This is a genomic window from Streptomyces sp. NPDC054863 (assembly GCF_053610825.1).
In genome coordinates this window covers 1-19,859 of the sequence record NZ_JBSGZD010000030.1, presented here as the reverse complement: position 1 = coordinate 19,859, position 19,859 = coordinate 1, and the positions used below count along the sequence as shown (strand labels likewise).

The 19,859-nt window shown below is 72.0% G+C and carries 10 protein-coding genes and 1 tRNA gene; 2 read left to right on the top strand and 9 right to left on the bottom strand.

Annotated elements, in window-relative coordinates; all coding sequences use genetic code 11:
* Positions 1-8 precede the first annotated feature (8 nt).
* Positions 9-2,912: an MSCRAMM family protein gene (locus ACWGIG_RS08755; RefSeq protein WP_453320824.1), complete on the top strand. Its 2,904-nt coding sequence runs from the start codon at positions 9-11 to the stop codon at positions 2,910-2,912.
* A gap of 42 nt (positions 2,913-2,954) precedes the next feature.
* Here the strand turns inward: ACWGIG_RS08755 and ACWGIG_RS08750 are convergent.
* From ACWGIG_RS08750 to ACWGIG_RS08740, 3 genes are all read right to left on the bottom strand, one after another.
* Positions 2,955-3,028, bottom strand: a tRNA-Thr gene (locus ACWGIG_RS08750).
* 157 nt (positions 3,029-3,185) lie between these two features.
* Entirely contained in the window at positions 3,186-4,763 is a 1,578-nt protein-coding gene (locus ACWGIG_RS08745; protein WP_453320823.1) for an alpha/beta hydrolase, read from the bottom strand.
* Between the two features lie 136 nt (positions 4,764-4,899).
* On the bottom strand, positions 4,900-5,820 hold the full coding sequence (locus ACWGIG_RS08740; protein WP_453320822.1) for a LysR family transcriptional regulator: 921 nt from the start codon (positions 5,818-5,820) through the stop codon (positions 4,900-4,902).
* A 186-nt stretch (positions 5,821-6,006) separates the two neighbouring features.
* Between ACWGIG_RS08740 and ACWGIG_RS08735 the strand changes: the two genes are divergently transcribed.
* Positions 6,007-6,699, top strand: coding sequence for a DUF6817 domain-containing protein (locus ACWGIG_RS08735; protein WP_453320821.1), 693 nt, complete (start codon positions 6,007-6,009; stop codon positions 6,697-6,699).
* 23 nt (positions 6,700-6,722) lie between these two features.
* Here the strand turns inward: ACWGIG_RS08735 and ACWGIG_RS08730 are convergent, their stop codons facing one another.
* The 6 genes from ACWGIG_RS08730 to ACWGIG_RS08705 form a co-directional block, all read right to left on the bottom strand.
* Positions 6,723-7,928: a DNA polymerase III subunit delta' gene (locus ACWGIG_RS08730; protein ID WP_453320820.1), complete on the bottom strand. Its 1,206-nt coding sequence runs from the start codon at positions 7,926-7,928 to the stop codon at positions 6,723-6,725.
* Positions 7,929-8,095: 167 nt separating this feature from the next.
* The gene (tmk, locus tag ACWGIG_RS08725) at positions 8,096-11,335 is read right to left on the bottom strand and encodes a dTMP kinase (protein WP_453320819.1); all 3,240 of its coding nucleotides are present in this window, start codon (positions 11,333-11,335) and stop codon (positions 8,096-8,098) included.
* A gap of 356 nt (positions 11,336-11,691) precedes the next feature.
* A complete protein-coding gene (gene topA, locus ACWGIG_RS08720; RefSeq protein WP_453320818.1) occupies positions 11,692-14,523 on the bottom strand; it encodes a type I DNA topoisomerase in 2,832 nt (943 codons plus the stop codon).
* Positions 14,524-14,982: 459 nt separating this feature from the next.
* Complete coding sequence (locus ACWGIG_RS08715) at positions 14,983-17,247, bottom strand: serine/threonine-protein kinase (protein WP_453320817.1); 2,265 nt, start codon at positions 17,245-17,247, stop codon at positions 14,983-14,985.
* A 139-nt stretch (positions 17,248-17,386) separates the two neighbouring features.
* Positions 17,387-18,937 (bottom strand): DUF7059 domain-containing protein, encoded by a 1,551-nt coding sequence (locus ACWGIG_RS08710; RefSeq protein WP_453320816.1) that lies wholly within the window; start codon positions 18,935-18,937, stop codon positions 17,387-17,389.
* 197 nt (positions 18,938-19,134) lie between these two features.
* Positions 19,135-19,668 carry a small secreted protein gene (locus tag ACWGIG_RS08705; protein WP_453320815.1) on the bottom strand — a complete coding sequence of 178 codons (534 nt, stop codon included), beginning with the start codon at positions 19,666-19,668 and terminating at the stop codon, positions 19,135-19,137.
* Positions 19,669-19,859: the final 191 nt, after the last annotated feature.

Genomic DNA, 19,859 nt, shown 5'->3' with positions numbered 1-19,859 from the left:
TGAGGACCATGAGAAGACCAACCTTCCTGCCCGTACGGAACCGCAGACCTGGCTCCCGGCGCAGCCACCGGTGGCTTGCGTGCGCGGCACTCGCCCTCACCGTTCCGTCCCTCGCCGGTACTCCCGCGTCGGGTGCGCCGGAAGCCCGCGCCGAAGGCACCGTCACCGTGACCGTCGTACGGGACGTGAACTCCGACGGCAGCTGGACGCCCGCCCTGGAAGTGGGCGAGCCCGGCATCCCCGTCACTCTCACCGACGCCGCGGGCACCGTACGAACGGCCGTCACGGGCGCCGACGGCAAGGTGACCTTCGCCCCGGGCAGCCTGGGGCTGACCGGCGGGCGGTACCGGGTGGAGGCCGTGATTCCGGCCGCCAAGAAGCACCTGCGCCCGGCGCAGGCGGGCGGCCCCGCCCCCACCCTCTCCTCCTTGGTCGAGTTCGTGGACATCTCCGGCGGGGACGCCCAGGTGGTCACGGGCGTGCACAACCCGGCCGACCACTGCCAGGAGAACCCCGACCTGGCCACGCCCTGCCAGCGCCAGGACGCGGCCGGAAGCGTGGGCGTCAAGGCACTGGTCTCCTGGCCCTACAACCGCACCGGCAACTCGCCGGGGCCGACGACCGAGGCGACCTCCGACCAGATCGGCGCCACCTACGGCCTGGCCCACAAGCGCGACACCGACCAGCTCTTCGTGGGCGCCCTCACGAAGCGCCTGATCCCCTACGGCCCGGCAGGCCCCGGCGGCATCTACCTGGTGGACCGCAAGACCGCCCGGACCTCGGTCTTCGCGACCATCCCCGACGCCGGTGACGCCCGGCACTCCACCGACCTGACCCGCGACACGATGGCGATCAACAACGCGGTCGGCAAGGAGGGCCTGGGCGACCTCGACCTGTCGGAGGACGGCAGCACCCTGTACGCGATGGGGCTCAAGTCCAAGAGCCTCTACTTCTACGACACCACGGGCGCGGCCCCCGGAAAGCCGCAGGCAGCCCCACGCCAGATCGTCCCGGTCCCCGACCCCGGCTGCCCGACCGGCGCCGACGACTGGCGCCCGTACGGCATCGGCGTCCACGACGGCGAGGTGTACGTCGGCGGCACCTGCTCCGCCGAGTCCTCCCAGAAGAGCGAGGACCTGCGGGCCTACGTCCTCAAGCTGTCCGGCACCTCGTTCAGTACGGTCGTCTCGCACGCCCTCGACGGCGCGCGCGGCATGGGCTACGCCGCCGTGAGCGGAGACACCGCCTGGCGTCCCTGGCTGCAGACCTGGGACCCGTACAAGTGGTTCCTCCAGGCGAACTTCCCCGGCCCGATGCTCTCCGACCTCGTCTTCGACCGTGACGGCTCGCTGATCCTGGGCTTCCGGGACCGTCTCGGCGACCAGGCCGGATACGAGGCGCTCGCCCCCGAGGGCAGCACCGACACCGCGCAGCGCTCCCTCTTCCCCGCCATGGGCGACATCACCCGGGTGTGCAGGACCCCGAGCGGCTGGGTCTGGGACAGCGACTCACCGGCCTGCCCCAACCACTTCGTCGACGGCACCGAGCCGCCGCAGCAGAACGGGGTGAAGGAGTACTACCCCGGGGACTCCACACTCGGCCAGCTCGCCGAGTCCTTGCAGGGCGGTCTCGCCTTCGCTCCCCGCTTCACCAAGACGGTCTCGACGATCGTGGACCCCTTGACTATCTTCTCCGGCGGTGTGCGGAAGTTCGACAACGCCACCGGCGCGGGCAGCGAGGACTACCAGGTCGAAGAGGGGCAGGGCACCTTCGGCAAGGCCAACGGCCTCGGTGACCTGGAGCTGCTGTGCGACGAGGCACCGGTCCAGATCGGCAACCGGGTCTGGTTCGACCGCGACCGCGACGGCATCCAGGGACCGACCGAGGAAGCCGTCCCCGGAGCGACGGTCACCCTGATGGACAAGGACGGCAACGTCCTGAGAACGACCACCACCAACGCCCGCGGCGAGTACTACTTCCAGGTCGAACCGAGGACGACGTACCGCATCAGGTTCGACGTGACGACCGCCGACACCAGCGGCATCCCCGAACGTCCCTCCCCCGCCGACCTCGTACCGACGGCGAAGGAACGCGGCACCAACCGCTCGATCGACTCCAACCCCGACCCGAAGACCCAGACCGAAGTCCTCACCACAGCAGGCGCCGGCGCCAACGACCACACCCACGACGCCGGTTACTACATCCCGCCCACCGGCAAGGTCGGCGTCGTCAAGAAGGACGCCGCCACCGGCAGGCCCCTCGCCGGAGCGGTCTTCCAGCTCTGGCACGAAACCAACGGCACCCCGGGCCTCCAGCCCTCGGACACCGCACTGGGCACCCCCTGCACCACAGGCACCGACGGCCTCTGCCGCAGCGCCGAACTCGCCCTCGGCACCTACTACTGGCAGGAGCTCCGGGCCCCCGCCGGATACGTCCTGCCGCGCCCGGGCATCGTCGGCCCCCTGACCCTGACCGTCGACAACGCCTCGCAGGGCATCACGGCAACCGCCCACAACCAGCCCGTCCGCCCGGTCCTGGGCCGCATCACCGTCCTCAAACGGGACGCCACCACCGGCCGCCCCCTCCCGGGCGCGGTCTTCCAGCTCTGGCGCGAGACCAACAACACCCCCGGCCTGCAAACCTCAGGCCCCCGCCCCGACACCCTCACCGGCCCCGGCTGCGCCACGGACCGGGGCGGCCGATGCGCCTTCACCGGCCTCCCCCTCGGCGCCTACCACCTCCGCGAAACCGCCGTCCCCGACGGCTACGCCCTGCCCACCCCCGCCGTCACAGGACCGCACACCCTGACCGCGGCGAATGCGGCACGGGGCGTCGAGGTCGTCCGCACCAACACGAGAAGGGAGCCCCCGAAGGGCAAGCCGCACCAGGTCCTCAGCACCGACCGGACATGAAAAAGCCCCAGGTCACGGCGAGTGAGTCCTGGGGCTGATCCGGGCCGCCTTCGGGATTCGAACCCGAGACCTACGCATTACGAGTGCGTTGCTCTGGCCAGCTGAGCTAAGGCGGCATCGCTGCCGTTCACACCATGGTGCGATCAGCAGCGGAGCCAAGTCTACACAGTTTCCGGGGGTGCTCCGCACACCCCCGGAACGGTGGACTCCGGGCAGGTCAGACGGGGGTCGGGGAGGGCGCGGGAAGGGGGTGGGGAGAGGGGCGCGGAGGGATCAGGAGCACTGCTTGCCGTCCTTGGGAGGGGTGCCCTCCAGGAGGTAGGTGTTGATCGCCGTGTCGATGCAGTCGCTGCCGCGGCCGTACGCGGTGTGGCCGTCGCCGTCGTACGAGAGGAGCGTGCCGGAGGCGAGCTGGCCGGAGAGGGACTCGGCCCACTTGTACGGGGTGGCGGGGTCGCGCGTGGTGCCGACCACGACGATCGGGGCAGCGCCCTTCGCCTCGATGCGGTGGGGCTTGCCGGTGGCCTCGACCGGCCAGGAGGCGCAGTTCAGGGAGGCCCAGGCGAGGCCTTCGCCGAAGACCGGGGAGGCCTTCTCGAAGGAGGGGAGGGCGGACCGGACGTCCGAGGAGGACGAGAAGGCAGGGGGGAGGTCGAGGCAGTTGACGGCCGTGTTGGCGTACATGAGGTTGGCGTACTTGCCGTTCGCATCGCGCTCGTAGTAGCTGTCGGCGAGGGTCAGGAGGCCGTTTCCGTCGCCCCGTTGGGCGGCCTTGATACCGGCGCTGAGCTGCGGCCACGCCCCCTCGTCGTACATCGCGGCGATCACGCCCGTGGTGGCGAGGGACTCGCCGAGCGGGCGCTTCTTGTCCTTGGTGGGGGCGGGCTTGGCGTCGAGCGCGGCGAAGAGGGCCTTGAGACGGGTGCCGGCCTCGGCGGGGGTGCCCGTGCCGAGGGGGCAGCCCTGCTGCTTGACGCAGTGGGCGGCGAAGGACCGGAAGGCGGTCTCGAATCCGGCGGTCTGGTCGCGGTTCATCTCGCGGGCGGGGAGGGAGGGGTCCATGGCGCCGTCGAGGACCAGGCGGCCGGTGCGGCCGGGGAAGAGTTCGGCGTAGGTGGCACCCAGGAAGGTGCCGTACGAGGCACCCACGTACTGGAGCTTCTCGTCGCCGAGTACCTCGCGCAGGACGTCCATGTCGCGGGCCGCCTCGACGGTGGAGACGTGCGGGAGGACGCGCTTCGAGCGCTGCTCGCAGCCCGCGGCGAACTTTTCGTACGCCTTGGAGAGTTGGTTGATCTCGGCGGCGTCGTCAGGGGTCTGGTCGACCTGCGTGTGCGCGTCCATCTCGGGTCCCGTCAGGCACTCGACGGGCTCGCTGCGGGCGACGCCTCGGGGGTCGACGGCGACCATGTCGTAGCGGGCGCGGACCGGGGCCGGATAGCCGATTCCGGCGTAGGCCTGGAGGTAGCCGATCGCGGAACCGCCCGGTCCACCCGGGTTGACCAGCAGCGATCCGATGCGCTTGCCCGGACCCGTGGCCTTCTTGCGGGCAACGGCCAGCTTGATGTCGCCGCCGCCGCCCTCGCCGGGCTTGGCGTAGTCGAGCGGCGCCTTCATGGTCGAGCACTCGAAGCCGGGGACGCCGCACGCCCGCCAGCTCAGTTTCTGCGTGTAGTACGGGGCGAGGGCCGCCCGGTCCTCGCCCTGGGCCGGCCCCTGCGCGGAGGTGGACACGGTACGGCTCGACGACGGGGACGCCATCGTTCCGGACGAACAGCCGGAGGAGCCGAGCAGGAGGCCGGTCGTGGCGAACAGGGTGGCGGAGGTGAGGAGCAGGCGCCTGGTATCCATGTCCGGAGCGTAGTGGGACTGTCACTCGGGGTGCGCCTCGGGTGCGCGTAGTTGCCCGTACGAGTGAGGCGGTCAATCAGGGAGCTTGAGGGCTCACCACCGGGCACATGCCTGCTGCGGTAGCTCGTGCGGTGCCTCATCCAGGCGCGTCCGCGGGGCCTGGCGGGAAGATCTCGCCGCAGCTCTCCTCCACCGTGTCGGCGAAGGCGCGGGCGAGCGGGGACAGGGCTTCCCAGCGGCGTACCGCCCAGCCCGTCCAGAGCGTGGGAAGGTCGGGAACGGGGACAAGCCGCAGGTGGGGGTGGGCGGGGCCGTGCCAGCCCGGCAGGTCGGGGACGACCGCGTGGCCCAGGCCGAGTTCGGCCAGCAGGATCGCGGTGTCCCAGTCGGCGACGCTGGTGTCGGAGGTCGGCTCGATGCCGGACGCCGCGAACCAGGTGTCCAGGCGGGAGCGGGAAGTGGCGTTCTCGGGCAGGCCGATCAGGCGGATGTGCGCCAAGTCGGCCATGTCGATACGGGACTTGGCGGCGAGCGGGTCGTCGGCGGCTACGGCGAGCACCCAGGGAAGCTCGACGACGGGACGCTGTTCGATGCCGCGGACCGGCTCGCCCAGGGTGATCCAGGCAAGGTCGAGACCGCCCGCGAGGAGCGCGTCGAAGCAGTCGCGGCTGGAGTGCGTGGTCCGGAACTCCAGGCTGACGTTCGGGAATTGACGGCGGAAGGCGACCACCGCATCGGACATGAAGTGGCGGACCGTGGTCGCGCCGGTGGTGATCCGCACCGAGCCGCCCTCGCCGCGCACCAGGTCACGCAGGCGGCGCAGGGCGTGGTCGATGTCGCCAAGACCACCAGCAGCCGCGCTGTGCAGGAGCTGTCCCGCCGGGGTCGGCACCACTCCGCGCGGATGGCGCTCCAGCAGTGCGATGCCGGTCTCCCGTTCCAGGCGCTTGATGTGCTGGCTCACCGCGGACTGCGTGCAGCACAGCTCGCGGGCGACGGCGCTGAGGCTGCCGCTGCGGCACACGGCGACGAAGACGCGGAGGTCGTCGAGGGTCATGGGCGGTGAAGCTACAGCTTGGAGGCAGGCAAGGAAACCCTAGGATTGACTTGAGTGTTGGGCAGGCGGGACGATCCTTTTCGGGCCCAAGGCGGCAACCCGGCCGACTCCCTCGCACCGCTCCGGACGGTGTGCGGGGGCCTGCCGGGTGCCGACCCCTCCGAATGATCTGCGAGGAAGCCACCGATGAGCCCCGATGCCGAACTCACGGACCACGCTGAACTCACCGTCCACGCTGAACACGCTGAACGTGTCGGACACGCTGAACGTGTCGGACACGCTGAACGTGTCGGTCACGCTGAACGTGTCGGACACGCCGCCCCGGCCGACCCGGCCGCCCGCGCCGCCCTACGGCTCCTGCGCGAGCACGGTGCCGACACCCTCGACCACCCCGGCGGCACCCTCCTGGCCCACCTGGTGCGCGTACAACAGCAGCTCGCCCGCTGGGGTGCCCGGCCGGCACTGCAACTCGCGGGCCTGTGCCACGCGTTCTACGGCACCGACGGCTTCGCCCCCGTCCTGCTGCCACCCGACCGGCGCGAACCGCTGAGGGCCGTGATCGGCCCCGAGGCCGAGGCCGTCGTGCACCTCTACGCGAGCTGCGACAGGCAGGCCACGTACCCCGTACTCACCGACCCCGCCATGCGCTTCACGGACAGGTTCACCGGCCTCGGCCGCGCCCCCGCCCTCCAGGAGAAGCAGGACTTCGCGGAACTCACCGCGGCCAACGAACTCGACATCGCGCGCGTCGACACCGCCTTCCGCGAACGCTGGGGAGCAGACCTCCTGCACCTGTTCACCAGGTTCGGTCCCCTGCTGAGCCCCGCAGCCCGTCAGGACTGCACAGCCGTACTGGGCCACCGGCCCGCGGCCGGGTAACGGAAACAGCCCCTTCCCCCTCCTCAGCCCGCCCGCAGGGACACCGCCATCGCCTCGACGGCCAGCAGCGGTGCCACATTCCGGTCCAGGGCCTGGCGGCAGGCGATGATCGCCTCGATGCGGCGGAGGGTGCGCTCGGGGGTGGAGTCGCGGGCGATGCGGTCCAGCGAGTCCCGCACGTCCTCGTTGGCGAGGGCCACCGACGAGCGGAGCTGAAGGGCGAGGACGTCGCGGTAGAAGCCGGTCAGGTCCGTGAGCGCGAGGTCGAGGCTGTCGCGCTGGGTACGGGTGGAGCGGCGCTTCTGACGGTCGGCGAGCTCCTTCATCGCACCCGCGGTACCGCGCGGCATCCGGCCGCCGGAGGAGGCGCCGAGGGCCGCCTTCAGGTCCTCGGTCTCCTTCTCGTCGACATCCTCCGCGACCTGCTTGGCGTCCTCGCCCGCCGCGTCGACCAGCTCCTGGGCGGCCTTGAGGCAGCCGCCGATGTCGTCCACGCGCAGGGGAAGGCGCAGCACCGTGGCCCGCCGGTCGCGGGCGCGCTCGTCCGTGGCCAGACGGCGGGCGCGGCCGATGTGGCCCTGGGTGGCGCGGGCCGCGGTCATCGCCGCTTCGGGGTCGATGCCGTCGCGCCGTACGAGAACGTCGGCGACGGCCGTCACGGACGGGGTGCTGAGCGTGAGGTGGCGGCAGCGGGAACGGATCGTCGGCAGTACGTCTTCGAGGGAGGGCGCGCAGAGCAGCCAGACCGTACGGGGGGCGGGCTCCTCGACGGCCTTCAGCAGTACGTTCCCCGCGCCCTCGGTGAGGCGGTCGGCGTCCTCCAGAACGATGACCTGCCAGCGGCCGACCGCCGGGGAGAGCTGGGCGCGGCGGACCAGGTCGCGGGTCTCCTTCACACCGATGGAGAGGAGGTCGGTGCGGACGATCTCCACGTCGGCGTGCGTCCCGATGAGGGTGGTGTGGCAGCCGTCGCAGAACCCGCAGCCGGGGATGCCGCCCATCGCACGGTCGGGGCTGGTGCACTGGAGGGCGGCGGCGAAGGCACGGGCGGCGGTGGAGCGGCCGGAGCCGGGCGGTCCTGTGAACAGCCAGGCGTGCGTCATCTTCGACGCGTCCGCGGCGGTCCCGCCCTCGGACTGGGTGGTGACCTGCGCATCGGCGTCCCTGGCCGCGCCGGCCAGCTGCTCCTGGACGCGCTCCTGCCCGACCAGGTCGTCCCATACGGTCATACCGCTCCCACCTCACACCCTCACGGCCCCGGTACGGGGGCCCGGCCTCCATTGTGGGCGACGCCACTGACAACGGTGACCGGGCCAAGGTGGGGAGGGGTCGGAGCCTGCCCTGTCACGGGGGGGCCGGAGCCTGACCCGTCACGGGGAGACCGGAGCCCGCCCCGTCAGGGACGGCGGCCCTTGCCCCGGCCCTTGCCCTCGTCCCCCTCGTCCGGCCCGCCCAGCAGCTCGTCCGCGAGCGACGGCAGGTCGTCCAGCGGCGTCTCCTCCGCCCAGTCCGACCGCCGACGCGGCCGGTCACGGCCGGAGCGCTCCGCACGCTCCGGTCCGCCACCACCCGGGTTGTCCGGGTCGAACTGCGGAAGCTCCCGCGTCCGGTCCTCCCCCGCCTCGTCACGGAAGTACCCCGGCGGAACCCGACCGGCCGCACCCGAGCCCGTACCGGCACCGGCGCCTGAGCTCGCGCCAGCACCACCAGCACCAGCACCAGCACCAGAGCCCGTGCCGCCGCCCGTGTCCTGCACAGCCGGAAGCACCGCCGTCTCGTCCGTCGCCCCGCCCGCCGGAGGCTTCGGCGACTGCGGCAGCACCGTCGTCTCCTCCATGTCGGGCGTACGCGTGTCAGGCGTACGCGTGCCGGGCGTACGCGTGCCGGGCGTACGCGTGCCGGGCGTACGCGTGCCGGGCGTACGCGTATCAGGCGCCCTCGTGTCGGATGCCCTCGGCGCTTCGTCCTTCGTCATGTCCAGCCGTACGACCGGAGTCTGCAACGTCGTCTCGTTGTCCGGCTCCGGCCTCCGCACCGCAGCCGCCGCCGCGGAGGCCGCCGATGCCGCCGTCGCAGCCGCCCGCGCCTCCTCCGCCCGCAGCAGCGCCTCTTCCGCCTTGCGCTGCTTCTCGCGGCGGCGTTCCTCCGCCTCCGCGCGCAGCCGGGCCTCTTCCTCGGCCTGCTTGCGGAGCCGTTCCTCCTCCGCCGCCCGCGCCTTGGCCTCGGCCTCGCGGCGTACCCGCTCCTCCTCGGCCTGCCTGCGCGCCTCCTCGGCGCGCCGACGGGCCTCCTCGGCCTGCCGCTCCGCCTCGCGCAGCCGCGCTTCCTCGATCTCGCGGCGCTTGCGCTCCTCCTCCTCGGCACGCAGCCTGGCGAGTTGTTCCTGCCGCTCGCGCTCGACCCGCTCCTCCTCGGCCTTGCGCGCGGCCTCCTCCTCGGCGAGGCGTCGCGCCTCTTCCTCGGCGGCCTTGCGGGCGGCTTCCTGGGCGGCGATCTCCTGCTCGGACAGGGGCAGCATCAGGTCGAGCCGGTGACGTACGACCGTGGTCACCGCCTCGGGCTCCTGGCCCGCGTCCACCACCAGATAGCGGCTCGCGTCCGACGCGGCCAGCGTCAGGAAGCCGGCCCGCACGCGCGCGTGGAACTCCGGCGGCTCCGACTCCAGCCGGTCCGGCGCCTCCGTGAAACGCTCCCGCGCCGTCTCCGGCGACACGTCCAGCAGCACCGTCAGATGCGGTACGAGGCCGTGGGTCGCCCACCGCGACATGCGCGCGATCTCGGTCGGGGCCAGGTCGCGGCCCGCTCCCTGGTACGCCACCGACGAGTCGATGTACCGGTCGGTGATGACCACCGCACCGCGCTCCAGCGCGGGCCTTACGACCGAATCCACGTGCTCCGCACGGTCCGCCGCGTACAGCAGCGCCTCCGCACGGTTCGAGAGTCCCGCGCTCGACACGTCCAGCAGGATCGACCGCAGCCGCTTGCCGATCGGCGTCGCACCCGGCTCCCGCGTCACCACGACCTCGTGGCCCTTGGCCCTTATCCAGTCGGCGAGGGCCTTGGCCTGGGTCGACTTGCCCGCGCCGTCGCCGCCCTCCAGGGCGATGAAGAAACCGGTCGCGGACGGCGCCTGCGCGGGCTCCCCGCCACGGATCGCCTCGCGCAGATCGCGCCGCAGAGGTACTCCCTGCCGGTCGTCCGCTTTCGCGAGTACGAGCGCGGCCACGGGCAGCAGCAACGCTCCGACCAGCATCAACGTGTATGCGGCCCCGCCGCCCTGCACAAAGACGAAGCTTCCGCTCTCCAGCCGGTGCAGACCGATCGCGGCGGCCAGCAGCGGTCCTGCGAGCACGCCGAGCGCACCGCAGACCCGTACGACCGCCTGGAGGTGCTCCGTCGTACGGGCCCTGCGGTAGTCCTCGGTCTCCAGGTCGAGCAGGGTGTGCCCGATGTTCGCGGCGACGCCCGCCGCGACGCCCGCGAGGAGCGCGAGCAGCAGCACGGTGGTGGTGTCCGGGACCAGGCCCATGGCCAGCAGCGCGACACCGGTGACGGTGATCGCGAGGGCCAGCAGCCTGCGGCGGGACAGCGCCGGAAGGATCTTGGCGGCACTGCGGATGCCGATGCCCACACCCGCCGCGAGGGCGAGCACGAGCAGTGCGAACACGGCGGGGCCTCGTCCGAGATCACGCGCGTGCAGTACGGACACGGCCCCGGCGGCAGAGACCGACATGGTGACCGCGGCGCACGCCAGGACCAGTAGCGCGATGGCTCCGGTACGCCCCTTGTCGGGCCCGTTCCCGGTGCTGGGACGCCGCAGGCCCTCCAGCGGGGAACGCGGGCGCGGCGTCTGCGCATCGGGCAGTTCCAGCAGTACGAGCGTGGAGACGGAAGCGGCGAAGAGCCCTGCGGCGAGGTACGACCCGAGCGCCGCCTGGTGGTGCGCGAACCAGTCGATGCCGGTACCCAGCAGCCGCGCGAGCAGTACCGCGACGAGAAGCGCGGCAGCGGCCAGCGGGATCGCCGCGAAGCTCGTACGGAGGGACAGCCTCCGCAGCGCGTCCAGGTGATCCGGAAGCGGCCGTACCGCAGCGCCCTCCATGGGCGGCGTGGGCAGCAGCGCCGGGGCGGCGCTCTCGCGCGCCACGGTCCAGAACCGCTCGGCGACCCCCGTCACGAACACGGTCACCAGCAGCATCGCCGTCGCCTTGCCCGGCAGCCAGACCACCCACAGGGGGGCGACGACCAGCAGCGCGACCCGCAGGCCGTCGGCGGCGAGCATCGCCCAGCGCCGGTCAAGCGGCCCGCCGGGCGCGACGAGCGCGGAGACGGGGCCGAGCAGTACGGCACCGAAAAGCAGTGTGGCGAGGATGCGTGCACCGAACACGGAGGCCACGGCGAAGGCGTCGGCCCGATAGCCGCCCCCGAAGACATCCCGGAGGCCTGATGCCTCCAGCGTCAGCAGGAGGAGGACTAGAAGGGCGAGAGCATCCCCGACACCACCGACGAGCTGTGCGCTCCACAGCCGTTTCAGTGGCTGATGGCGCAGAAGAGCCCGTACGGCTCGCTCGCGTGAGTCTGCGGCTAGTGCGTCGGAGGTGGGGCTCACGACCGTTGGCTGCTCGGCTCGCGTCATCCCGCCAGCCTATCCGCAGTGCAGGGGGCGCATGCGCGGGTGCTCGAACTGACGTATGGACGGGTCCGCACGCGCGGGCCGGTGGGTGGCTGGTCGCGCAGTTCCCCGCGCCCCCACATACCTGCCCCCGAGCCCCCTGGGCGGCTGACGCCGCCGACCCCCGCCGCCCCCTTGGGCAGCGGGGCCGCCCCCGGGGGCAGTGGGGTCTCCCCTGCTCCTTAAGAGCTTGGCGGGGGTCCCCCCTGCTCGAACGAAGTGGAGAGCTTGGGGGCGGGTGGGCAAAGGGGCGGCCCCCCACGCGGAGCCGCCCCCTCACGACCGCACGCCCGCGCGACCGCCCCCACCCAACGCCCGGACTACTCCGAAGCCGCCGCCGCCTTCTTGGCAGGCGCCTTCTTAGCCGGAGCCTTCTTCGCCGCAGCAGTCTTCTTGGCCGCCGCCGAGGAAGAAGACGCCGCCTTCTTGGCCACCGTCTTCTTCGCCGCAGCCTTCTTCGCAGGAGCCTTCTTCGCCACCTTCTTGGCCGTCTTCTTCGCCGGCCCCTTCGCCCGCTTCTCCGCCAGGAGCTCGTACCCGCGCTCGGGCGTGATCTCCTCCACGCTGTCGCCGGACCGCAGCGTCGCGTTCGTCTCGCCGTCCGTCACGTAAGGACCGAACCGACCGTCCTTGACGACCACCGGCCGCTCGCTCACCGGGTCCGTCCCCAGCTCCTTCAGCGGCGGCTTGGCGGCGGCCCGCCCACGCTGCTTCGGCTGGGCGTAGATCGCCAGCGCCTCCTCCACCGTGATGGAGAAGAGCTGGTCCTCGGTCTCCAGCGACCGCGAGTCCGTCCCCTTCTTGAGGTACGGCCCGTATCGCCCGTTCTGCGCGGTGATCTCGACGCCTTCCGCGTCCACACCCACCACCCGCGGCAGCGACATCAGCTTCAGCGCGTCCGCCAGCGTCACCGTGTCCAGCGCCATCGACTTGAACAGCGAAGCGGTCCGCGGCTTGATCGCGTTCTTGCCCGTCTTCGGGGTGCCCTCGGGCAGGATCTCCGTGACGTACGGCCCGTAACGGCCGTCCTTCGCGACGATCTGCCGGCCCGTCTCCGGGTCCGCGCCCAGCTCGAAGTCGCCGCTCGGCTTGGCCAGCAGCTCCTCCGCGTACTCCACGGTCAGCTCGTCCGGCGCCATGTCGTCCGGGACGTCCGCACGCTGGTGGTTCTCCGCGTCCTTCTCGCCACGCTCGATGTACGGCCCGTAACGGCCGACCCGCAGCACGATCCCGTCGCCCACCGGGAACGACGAGATCTCCCGGGCGTCGATCGCGCCGAGGTCCGTCACCAGCTCCTTGAGACCACCCAGGTGGTCCCCGTCGCCGTTGCCCGCGTCGGACGCGACGCCCGTCGCCTCGCCCTCGCCGAAGTAGAACCGCTTCAGCCACGGCACGGACTTCGCCTCGCCCCGCGCGATGCGGTCGAGGTCGTCCTCCATCCGGGCGGTGAAGTCGTAGTCGACGAGCCGGCCGAAGTGCGTCTCCAGCAGGTTGACCACGGCGAACGACAGGAAGGACGGGACCAGTGCGGTGCCCTTCTTGAAGACGTAACCGCGGTCCAGGATCGTGCCGATGATCGAGGCGTACGTGGACGGGCGCCCGATCTCGCGCTCTTCCAGCTCCTTGACCAGCGAAGCCTCGGTGTAGCGGGCCGGCGGCTTGGTCGCGTGGCCGTCGACCGTGATCTCCTCGGCGCCGAGCGCGTCGCCCTCGGCGACCTGCGGGAGGCGCCGCTCGCGGTCGTCCAGCTCCGCGTTCGGGTCGTCGGCGCCTTCGACGTACGCCTTCATGAAGCCGTGGAAGGTGATCGTCTTGCCGGAGGCCGAGAACTCGGCGGTGCGGCCGTCCGAGGCCTGGCCCGCGATCTTCACGGTCACCGAGTTGCCGACCGCGTCCTTCATCTGGGAGGCGACGGTCCGCTTCCAGATGAGTTCGTAGAGCCGGAACTGGTCGCCGGTCAGACCGGTCTCGGCCGGAGTGCGGAAGCTCTCCCCCGACGGGCGGATCGCCTCGTGCGCCTCCTGCGCGTTCTTGACCTTCCCGGCGTACGTGCGCGGCTTGTCCGGCAGGTAGTCGGCGCCGTACAGCTGGGTCACCTGGGTGCGGGCGGCGGTGACCGCGGTGCCGGACAGCGTCGTGGAGTCCGTACGCATGTAGGTGATGAAGCCGTTCTCGTACAGCTTCTGGGCCACCTGCATGGTCGACTTCGCGCCGAATCCGAGCTTGCGGGACGCCTCCTGCTGGAGGGTCGTCGTACGGAACGGGGCGTACGGCGAGCGGCGGTACGGCTTGGACTCGACCGAGCGCACCGCGAAGGAGGAGTCGGTGAGGGCGGCGGCCAGGGCTCGTGCGCCTCCCTCGTCCAGGTGCAGGACGTCGCTCTTCAGTTGTCCGGCCGCGCTGAAGTCGCGGCCCTGGGCGACACGCCTGCCGTCGACCGTCGTCAGGCGGGCGACCAGAGAGGACGGGTCGGAGGCGTCCCCGGTGCGTCCGGTGGAGAACGTACCGGTGAGGTCCCAGTACTCAGCAGAACGAAAAGCGATGCGCTCGCGTTCCCGGGCGACGACAAGACGTGTGGCGACGGACTGCACACGGCCCGCCGACAGCTTCGGCATGACCTTCTTCCACAGGACCGGCGACACCTCGTAGCCGTACAGCCGGTCGAGGATGCGGCGGGTCTCCTGCGCGTCGACCATCGGCTTGTTCAGCTCGCGGGGGTTCGAGACCGCCGCGCGGATCGCGTCCTTGGTGATCTCGTGGAAGACCATCCGGTGGACCGGGACCTTGGGCTTCAGGACCTCCTGGAGGTGCCACGCGATGGCTTCGCCCTCGCGGTCCTCATCGGTGGCCAGGAAGAGTTCGTCCGACTCGGCCAGCAGCTCCTTGAGCTTCTTGACCTGCGCCTTCTTGTCGGAGTTCACCACGTAGATGGGCTGGAAGTCGTTCTCGACGTCGACCCCGAGACGACGGACCTCGCCGGTGTACTTCTCCGGCACCTCGGCGGCGCCGTTCGGGAGGTCGCGGATGTGCCCGACGCTCGCCTCGACTACGTATCCGGGGCCGAGGTAGCCCTTGATCGTCTTCGCCTTGGCAGGCGACTCGACGATGACGAGTCGGCGGCCGCCCTGTGCGGTCTCGCTGGTCGGGGACAACTTGGCTCTTCTCTCCGGTCGACACTCGGTGGTCACAAGTGGTGGTCGATACCCGTCCGGCACGGCTGTGCCGGACGCATAACGCTGCGGAGTGTGACGGTACAACCCGCCCTCGTGTCAAACGGCAAAAGCCCGAAACCCCGCAACGGCCACTCGGAGACGGTAACCCGACAATCGCCATTCCTGCCGCCCGGACCGACACACCACCCCTTACGGGTCCCGGGCCCGCCCATCCGGTCCCGGTGGCACGATCCCCACCGGGACCACCGCCCGGACCCTTCGCCCGCCCGCCCCCGGGACCGCCGTCCGCCCACCCGCGAGGCCACCGTCCGGCCGTCCGCCGGACCGCCGCCCACCCACCCGTGGGACCGCCGTCCAACCGTCCACAAGACTGCCGCCCACCCACCTGCAAGACCGCCGTCCGGCCGTCCGCGAGACCGCCGTCCGGCCGTGGGCCCCTCACGCGCCCGTCGGCGAGAGCGTCCCGGGCTCCGCCTTCCGGTCCGCCCGGCCCACCGTGCAGACGACCTTCCTGAAGCCGGTGTTCCACTCGTCCGCGCCCGCTATGTTGCCGTTCACGGACAGCTTGTCGCCCGGCGCCCAGAGCGACTCGAACTTGTTGCTGCACAGCTTGGTCGCGTTGTCGACCGTCCGCTGATAGGCCATTCCGGGCGGCGCCCACAGCGAACCGATGACCTGGTCCGTGTGCGGATTCGCACAGTCGGTCAGCAGCGCGGCCCAGGTGCTCTTGAGCTGCTTGTACGTCCAGCAGTCGCCGACGGCCATGCCCGACACCGGCAGGTCGAGACCCGTGTCGCGGAACCGCCCCACCTCGCTGCCGATCCCGGTGGACCGTCCGAGCACCAGGCAGATGACCCGCCCGCCCGCCGTGTCGAACCCCTGGGCCGTCGGGATCAGCGCATACGCCGCCGCGTCGGGCAGCGCCGACACCACGGACCGGGTCTGGGCCCGGCACAGCAGGGCCCCGTCCCGCTTGGCCTCCTGTGCGGTGTCGAACTTCTCCACCGTCATCACCTGCCCGTCCGGCACTCCCGTCGCGCAGTCCGCGGTCCCGATGTTGGGCCGGCCCGTGAACGGCTTGCTGAACCACACGGCGCTGACGCAGTCGCCCACCCCGAGCGGCTTGGTCAGCCCGGCGGCCTCGCCGTACGGATAGAGCTCGCCCGAGCCACCGCCCACATCGCTCGGCGAGGCCGAAGCCGTGGCCGACGACTTCGCTCCGCCCGCGGCCCCGCCCTTCTCGTCACCGCCGAGAGCCAGCACCGCCCACGTACCGCCGCCGATCGCGAGCAGCGCCGCGACGACGGCCCCCAGCACGGCCACCCGCCGCCTCTTCGCCCGGCCACCGTCCGAAGACCCGGGCGAACCCGATGAATCCGGTGTCTTTGGCGTCCCCAGTGCCCCTGACATCCCTGGCATCCCTGGCATCCCTGGCATCCCTGGCGAACCTGGGGCCCCTGGCGCCCCCGACGGCCGGGTCGCCCCAGGTCCCCCGGGTGTCCCTGATCCCCCCGGCCCCCCTGGTGCCCGGTCGCCCGGAGTGTCGGCGCTGGGCGTCGTCGGCGTTCCCCCGCCGGGACCACCCGCACCACCACCCGCACCGACCCCCGTCGCCGCATACGGATTCAGCTCGTACGGATACGGATTCGGCAGCTCGTAAGGGCCCCTCGGCGGCGTCCCGCCGTGGCCCCCGCCCGGCGTGGACGGCCCCCTGCCCAAGGACACCGTCCCGCCCGGCGGCCCGCCGGAACCAATCCCTCCGCCTCCGTACGGCAGCACAGGACCGAATCCCGCCACCGGCCCCTGCCGTACCCGCTCCAGCCCCCGCGCCACCACCTCGGGCGCGGACCGCCGTACCGCACTCTTCGTCAGGAGCCCCAGCAGCACAGGTCCCAGCAGCTCCCCGGCCCGTACCGGCGGATCCGGAGGTTCCGTCAGCAGGGCGGTGAGCATCGCGTAGTCGTCGGGCCGGTCGAAGGCGCCCCGGCCCTCGACCGCCGTGTACAGCGTCGCGCCGAGCGAGAAGAGGTCGGCGGCCGGTGTCGGCGGGTCACCGCGCGCCCGCTCCGGTGCCAAGTACCCGGGCGTGCCGAGGATTCCGGCGGTGGCCGTCAGCCGGGGCTCGTTCGACCCCGGCTGCAGCGCGATCCCGTAATCGGTCAGCAGCACGCGCCCGTACGGATCCGAACCGTCCGGTGCGAGAAGGATGTTGGCCGGTTTCACGTCCCGGTGCAGGACACCGATCCGGTGCCCGAAAGTGAGCGCGTCGAGGACGGAGAGCCCGACCCGCGCGGTCTCCTCGGCCGAAAGCGGCCCCGAACTCCGCACCACCGCCTGGAGATCGACGGCATCCGGCACGAACTCCATGACGATCCACGGCAGTCCGTCGTGCACCACCACGTCGTGCACGGTCACCACATGCGGGTGGCCACGCAGCCGGGCCGCATTGCGGGCCTCGCTGCGCGCGCGGGCGATCCGCTCGGCGCGCTCACCGTCGTCGACCGGGACCGCGCCCGCGCCCTCCGGCATGACGATCTCCTTGATGGAGACCTCGATGGCCAACTCGTGGTCGTACGCCAGCCACACGCGCCCCATGCCACCCGCGCCAAGCTTCCGCACCAGCCGGTACCGGCCCGCGACGATCCGCCGCCCGTCCCGCTGCCCACCCTGCGACCCGCCCCGCTCCGGCGTGCCTCCCGCCATGGCGCCTCCCCCGAGACCGCGTGCCCGAGACCACTGCTCCGCGCGTGCGCGTGCACGGCGACGCGCGTCACGCACTCCCTCGACGGTAGCCGCGCCCCCGGGGTGACACGGAGGCCCTTACCGGGCAAATGCCGTCGCTTCAGCCCCTCCCGTCCTCCAGCGGCTCCAGGAACCCCTGCTCCACCAGCAGCCGGATGGCCTCCGGCGTCCGGTCCCGGAGCAACACCGGGTCCTCCTCGATGAGTTGGGCGATCGCGTCCAGGATCTGCCCTGCGGTCAGCGATCCGTCGGACACTCCCGCGAAGCCCGCGCCGACCGTGTCGACCTTCGTCGCCCGCCGCATCCCCCGGTGCTGGCGCAGCACCACGTACTCCGGGTCCTCGGCGCCCGGGGCCCCGATCTGCTCCTGCACGATCTCGTCGGCCAGCCTGAACCGGTCCGCGAGCAGCGCCGCGTCGTCGTGACCGCGCAGATAGTCCTGACGCTCGAAGTGCGCCAGGATCACCGGGCCGAGCGGCTGCTCGACGGGGTGCGGCCACTCCTCGACGGTGATCGACGGCTCGTCCCGGGCAGCCTCGGACTTGCGCAGCGTGATCCAGCCGAAGCCCACCCCGGTGGTCTTGCGGGCCTCGAACTCGTCCAGCCACGCCTCGTACCGCGCGGCGTAGTCGGCGGGGTCCGTGCGGTGGTCGCCGCCGTCGCGCAGCCACAGCTCGGCGTACTGCGTGATGTCCTGCACCTCGCGCTGCACGATCCACGCGTCACAGCCGCGCGGCACCCAGGAGCGGAGCCGGTCCTGCCAGTCCTCACCCTCCACGTGCTGCCAGTTGGCGAGGAATTGCGCGTATCCCCCGTCGTTCAGCAGCTCCCCTGCTCCCTGAACGAGCGTGCGGCACAGATCGTCCCCGCCCATCCCGCCGTCCCGGTAGGTCAGCCGGGCGCCGGGCGAGATCACGAAGGGCGGGTTGGAGACGATCAAGTCGTACGCGGCGTCCCCCACCGGCTCGAACAGCGAACCCTCCAGGAGCTCGGCGTCCGCCGCCCCCGACAGCGCGAGGGTGAGCCGGGTGAAGGCGAGCGCACGCGGGTTCAGGTCGGTGGCGGTGACCCGCACCGCGTGCTGCGCGGCGTGCAGGGCCTGGATGCCCGAGCCCGTACCGAGGTCGAGGGCGGAGCCGACGGGCGTGCGTACGGTGATTCCGGCGAGCGTGGTGGACGCGCCGCCGACCCCGAGCACGACGCCCTCCTCGCGGGTGCCCGCACCGCCGGCGCCGCCGACCGCACGCCCCAGGTCGGACACGATGAACCAGTCCTGGCCCTCGTCCCCACCGTACGGCCGCACGTCGACCCGCGCCCGTACGCCATCGCCCCCGGCCTCGCCCTGGGCCGTCAGCCAGCCGTCGGTCAGGCACGACTCCAGCGGCAGCACGGCGGCGGCCCGCGCGGCCGGCACCGACTCCTGGAGCAGGAAGAGCCGCACCAGCGTCTCCAGCGGCCCGTCCCCCCGGGTCGCCCGCAGCGCGGGAACGGTCTCGCCACGGGCCAGTGCGCTGTACGCGGGCGCGCCGAGCAGGTCGAGCAGCCCGTCGGCGGTGAAGGCCGCGGCGAGCAGGGCGTCCCGCAATCGGGGCGCGCTCTCGGGGGCGGGCAGGGACTCGGGCAGGGGCGCGGAAAGGCTGGTCTGACTCACCCGGCCATTGTCACCGCTGCCACTGACAATCGCCGTACCGGCGGAGGCGACCCGCCCCGGGACACGGCACGGCGCTGCGGGGGCCTCGACGGGCCCCGCACTCCGGCCCGGTGCTGCCGGGCCTCGACGATCCCGTGCTCCGGCAGCACGCTCCGGGCCGCGGGTCCTTCACTCGCACCGCGCCCCGGAACCGCCCGCTACTGGCCTGCGGCCGGGCTCCCGGCCCCGTCCTTCGGCTTCTGGCAGGTCGGCTGCGCCTTGCTGAGCAGCTTGTCCGCCTTCTCCATGTCGGCGCCGATCTCCTTCAGACCCTTCGCGAACGCGTCACCGTTCTTCGGGTCGAGGGCCTCGGCCTTCTTCTTCAGCGCGGTGTACGCGGCGGCCTGCGCCTCAAGCTGCTTGATGCCGTCCTTCTGGAGCTGCTCTCCCTTGTCGATCGGCGGCACGCCCGACGTGCGCAGTGCCTCGGCCAGCGCGCGGTTCGAATCCGCGACCTGCTGGAAGGCGGCCACGTCGGCCTTCTTGATGTCCTCGGGCTTGCCGTCGGCGGCCGTCGCGACGATCAGCTGCTCGGCCTTGCTCCGCTTGTCGAGCGCGGTCTTTTCCTTCGGGCAGAAAGCCTTGGACCACTCCGCCTTCTTGTCCTCCGCGTCGTCTCCGCAACCGGACAGCGTCGCCATCATCACGAGTACCGCACCGCCGGACAGTGCGGCTGCAAGCTTCTTGTTCACCGGATTGGTCCCTTCCAAGGTTCTCGGCCCCGGAACATACACGCCAAGTGGGCTACCACCGCGTGTCGGGCATCCCATTCACCCGCCATTGAAGCCATTTGCACCAAGAGAGAGACGGCTCACGCCCCTTCCCGCGCCCGCGCACGAAGGGGCGGGCGGCCCCCCCCCCCCGGCCGCCCCCCCCCCCGCGC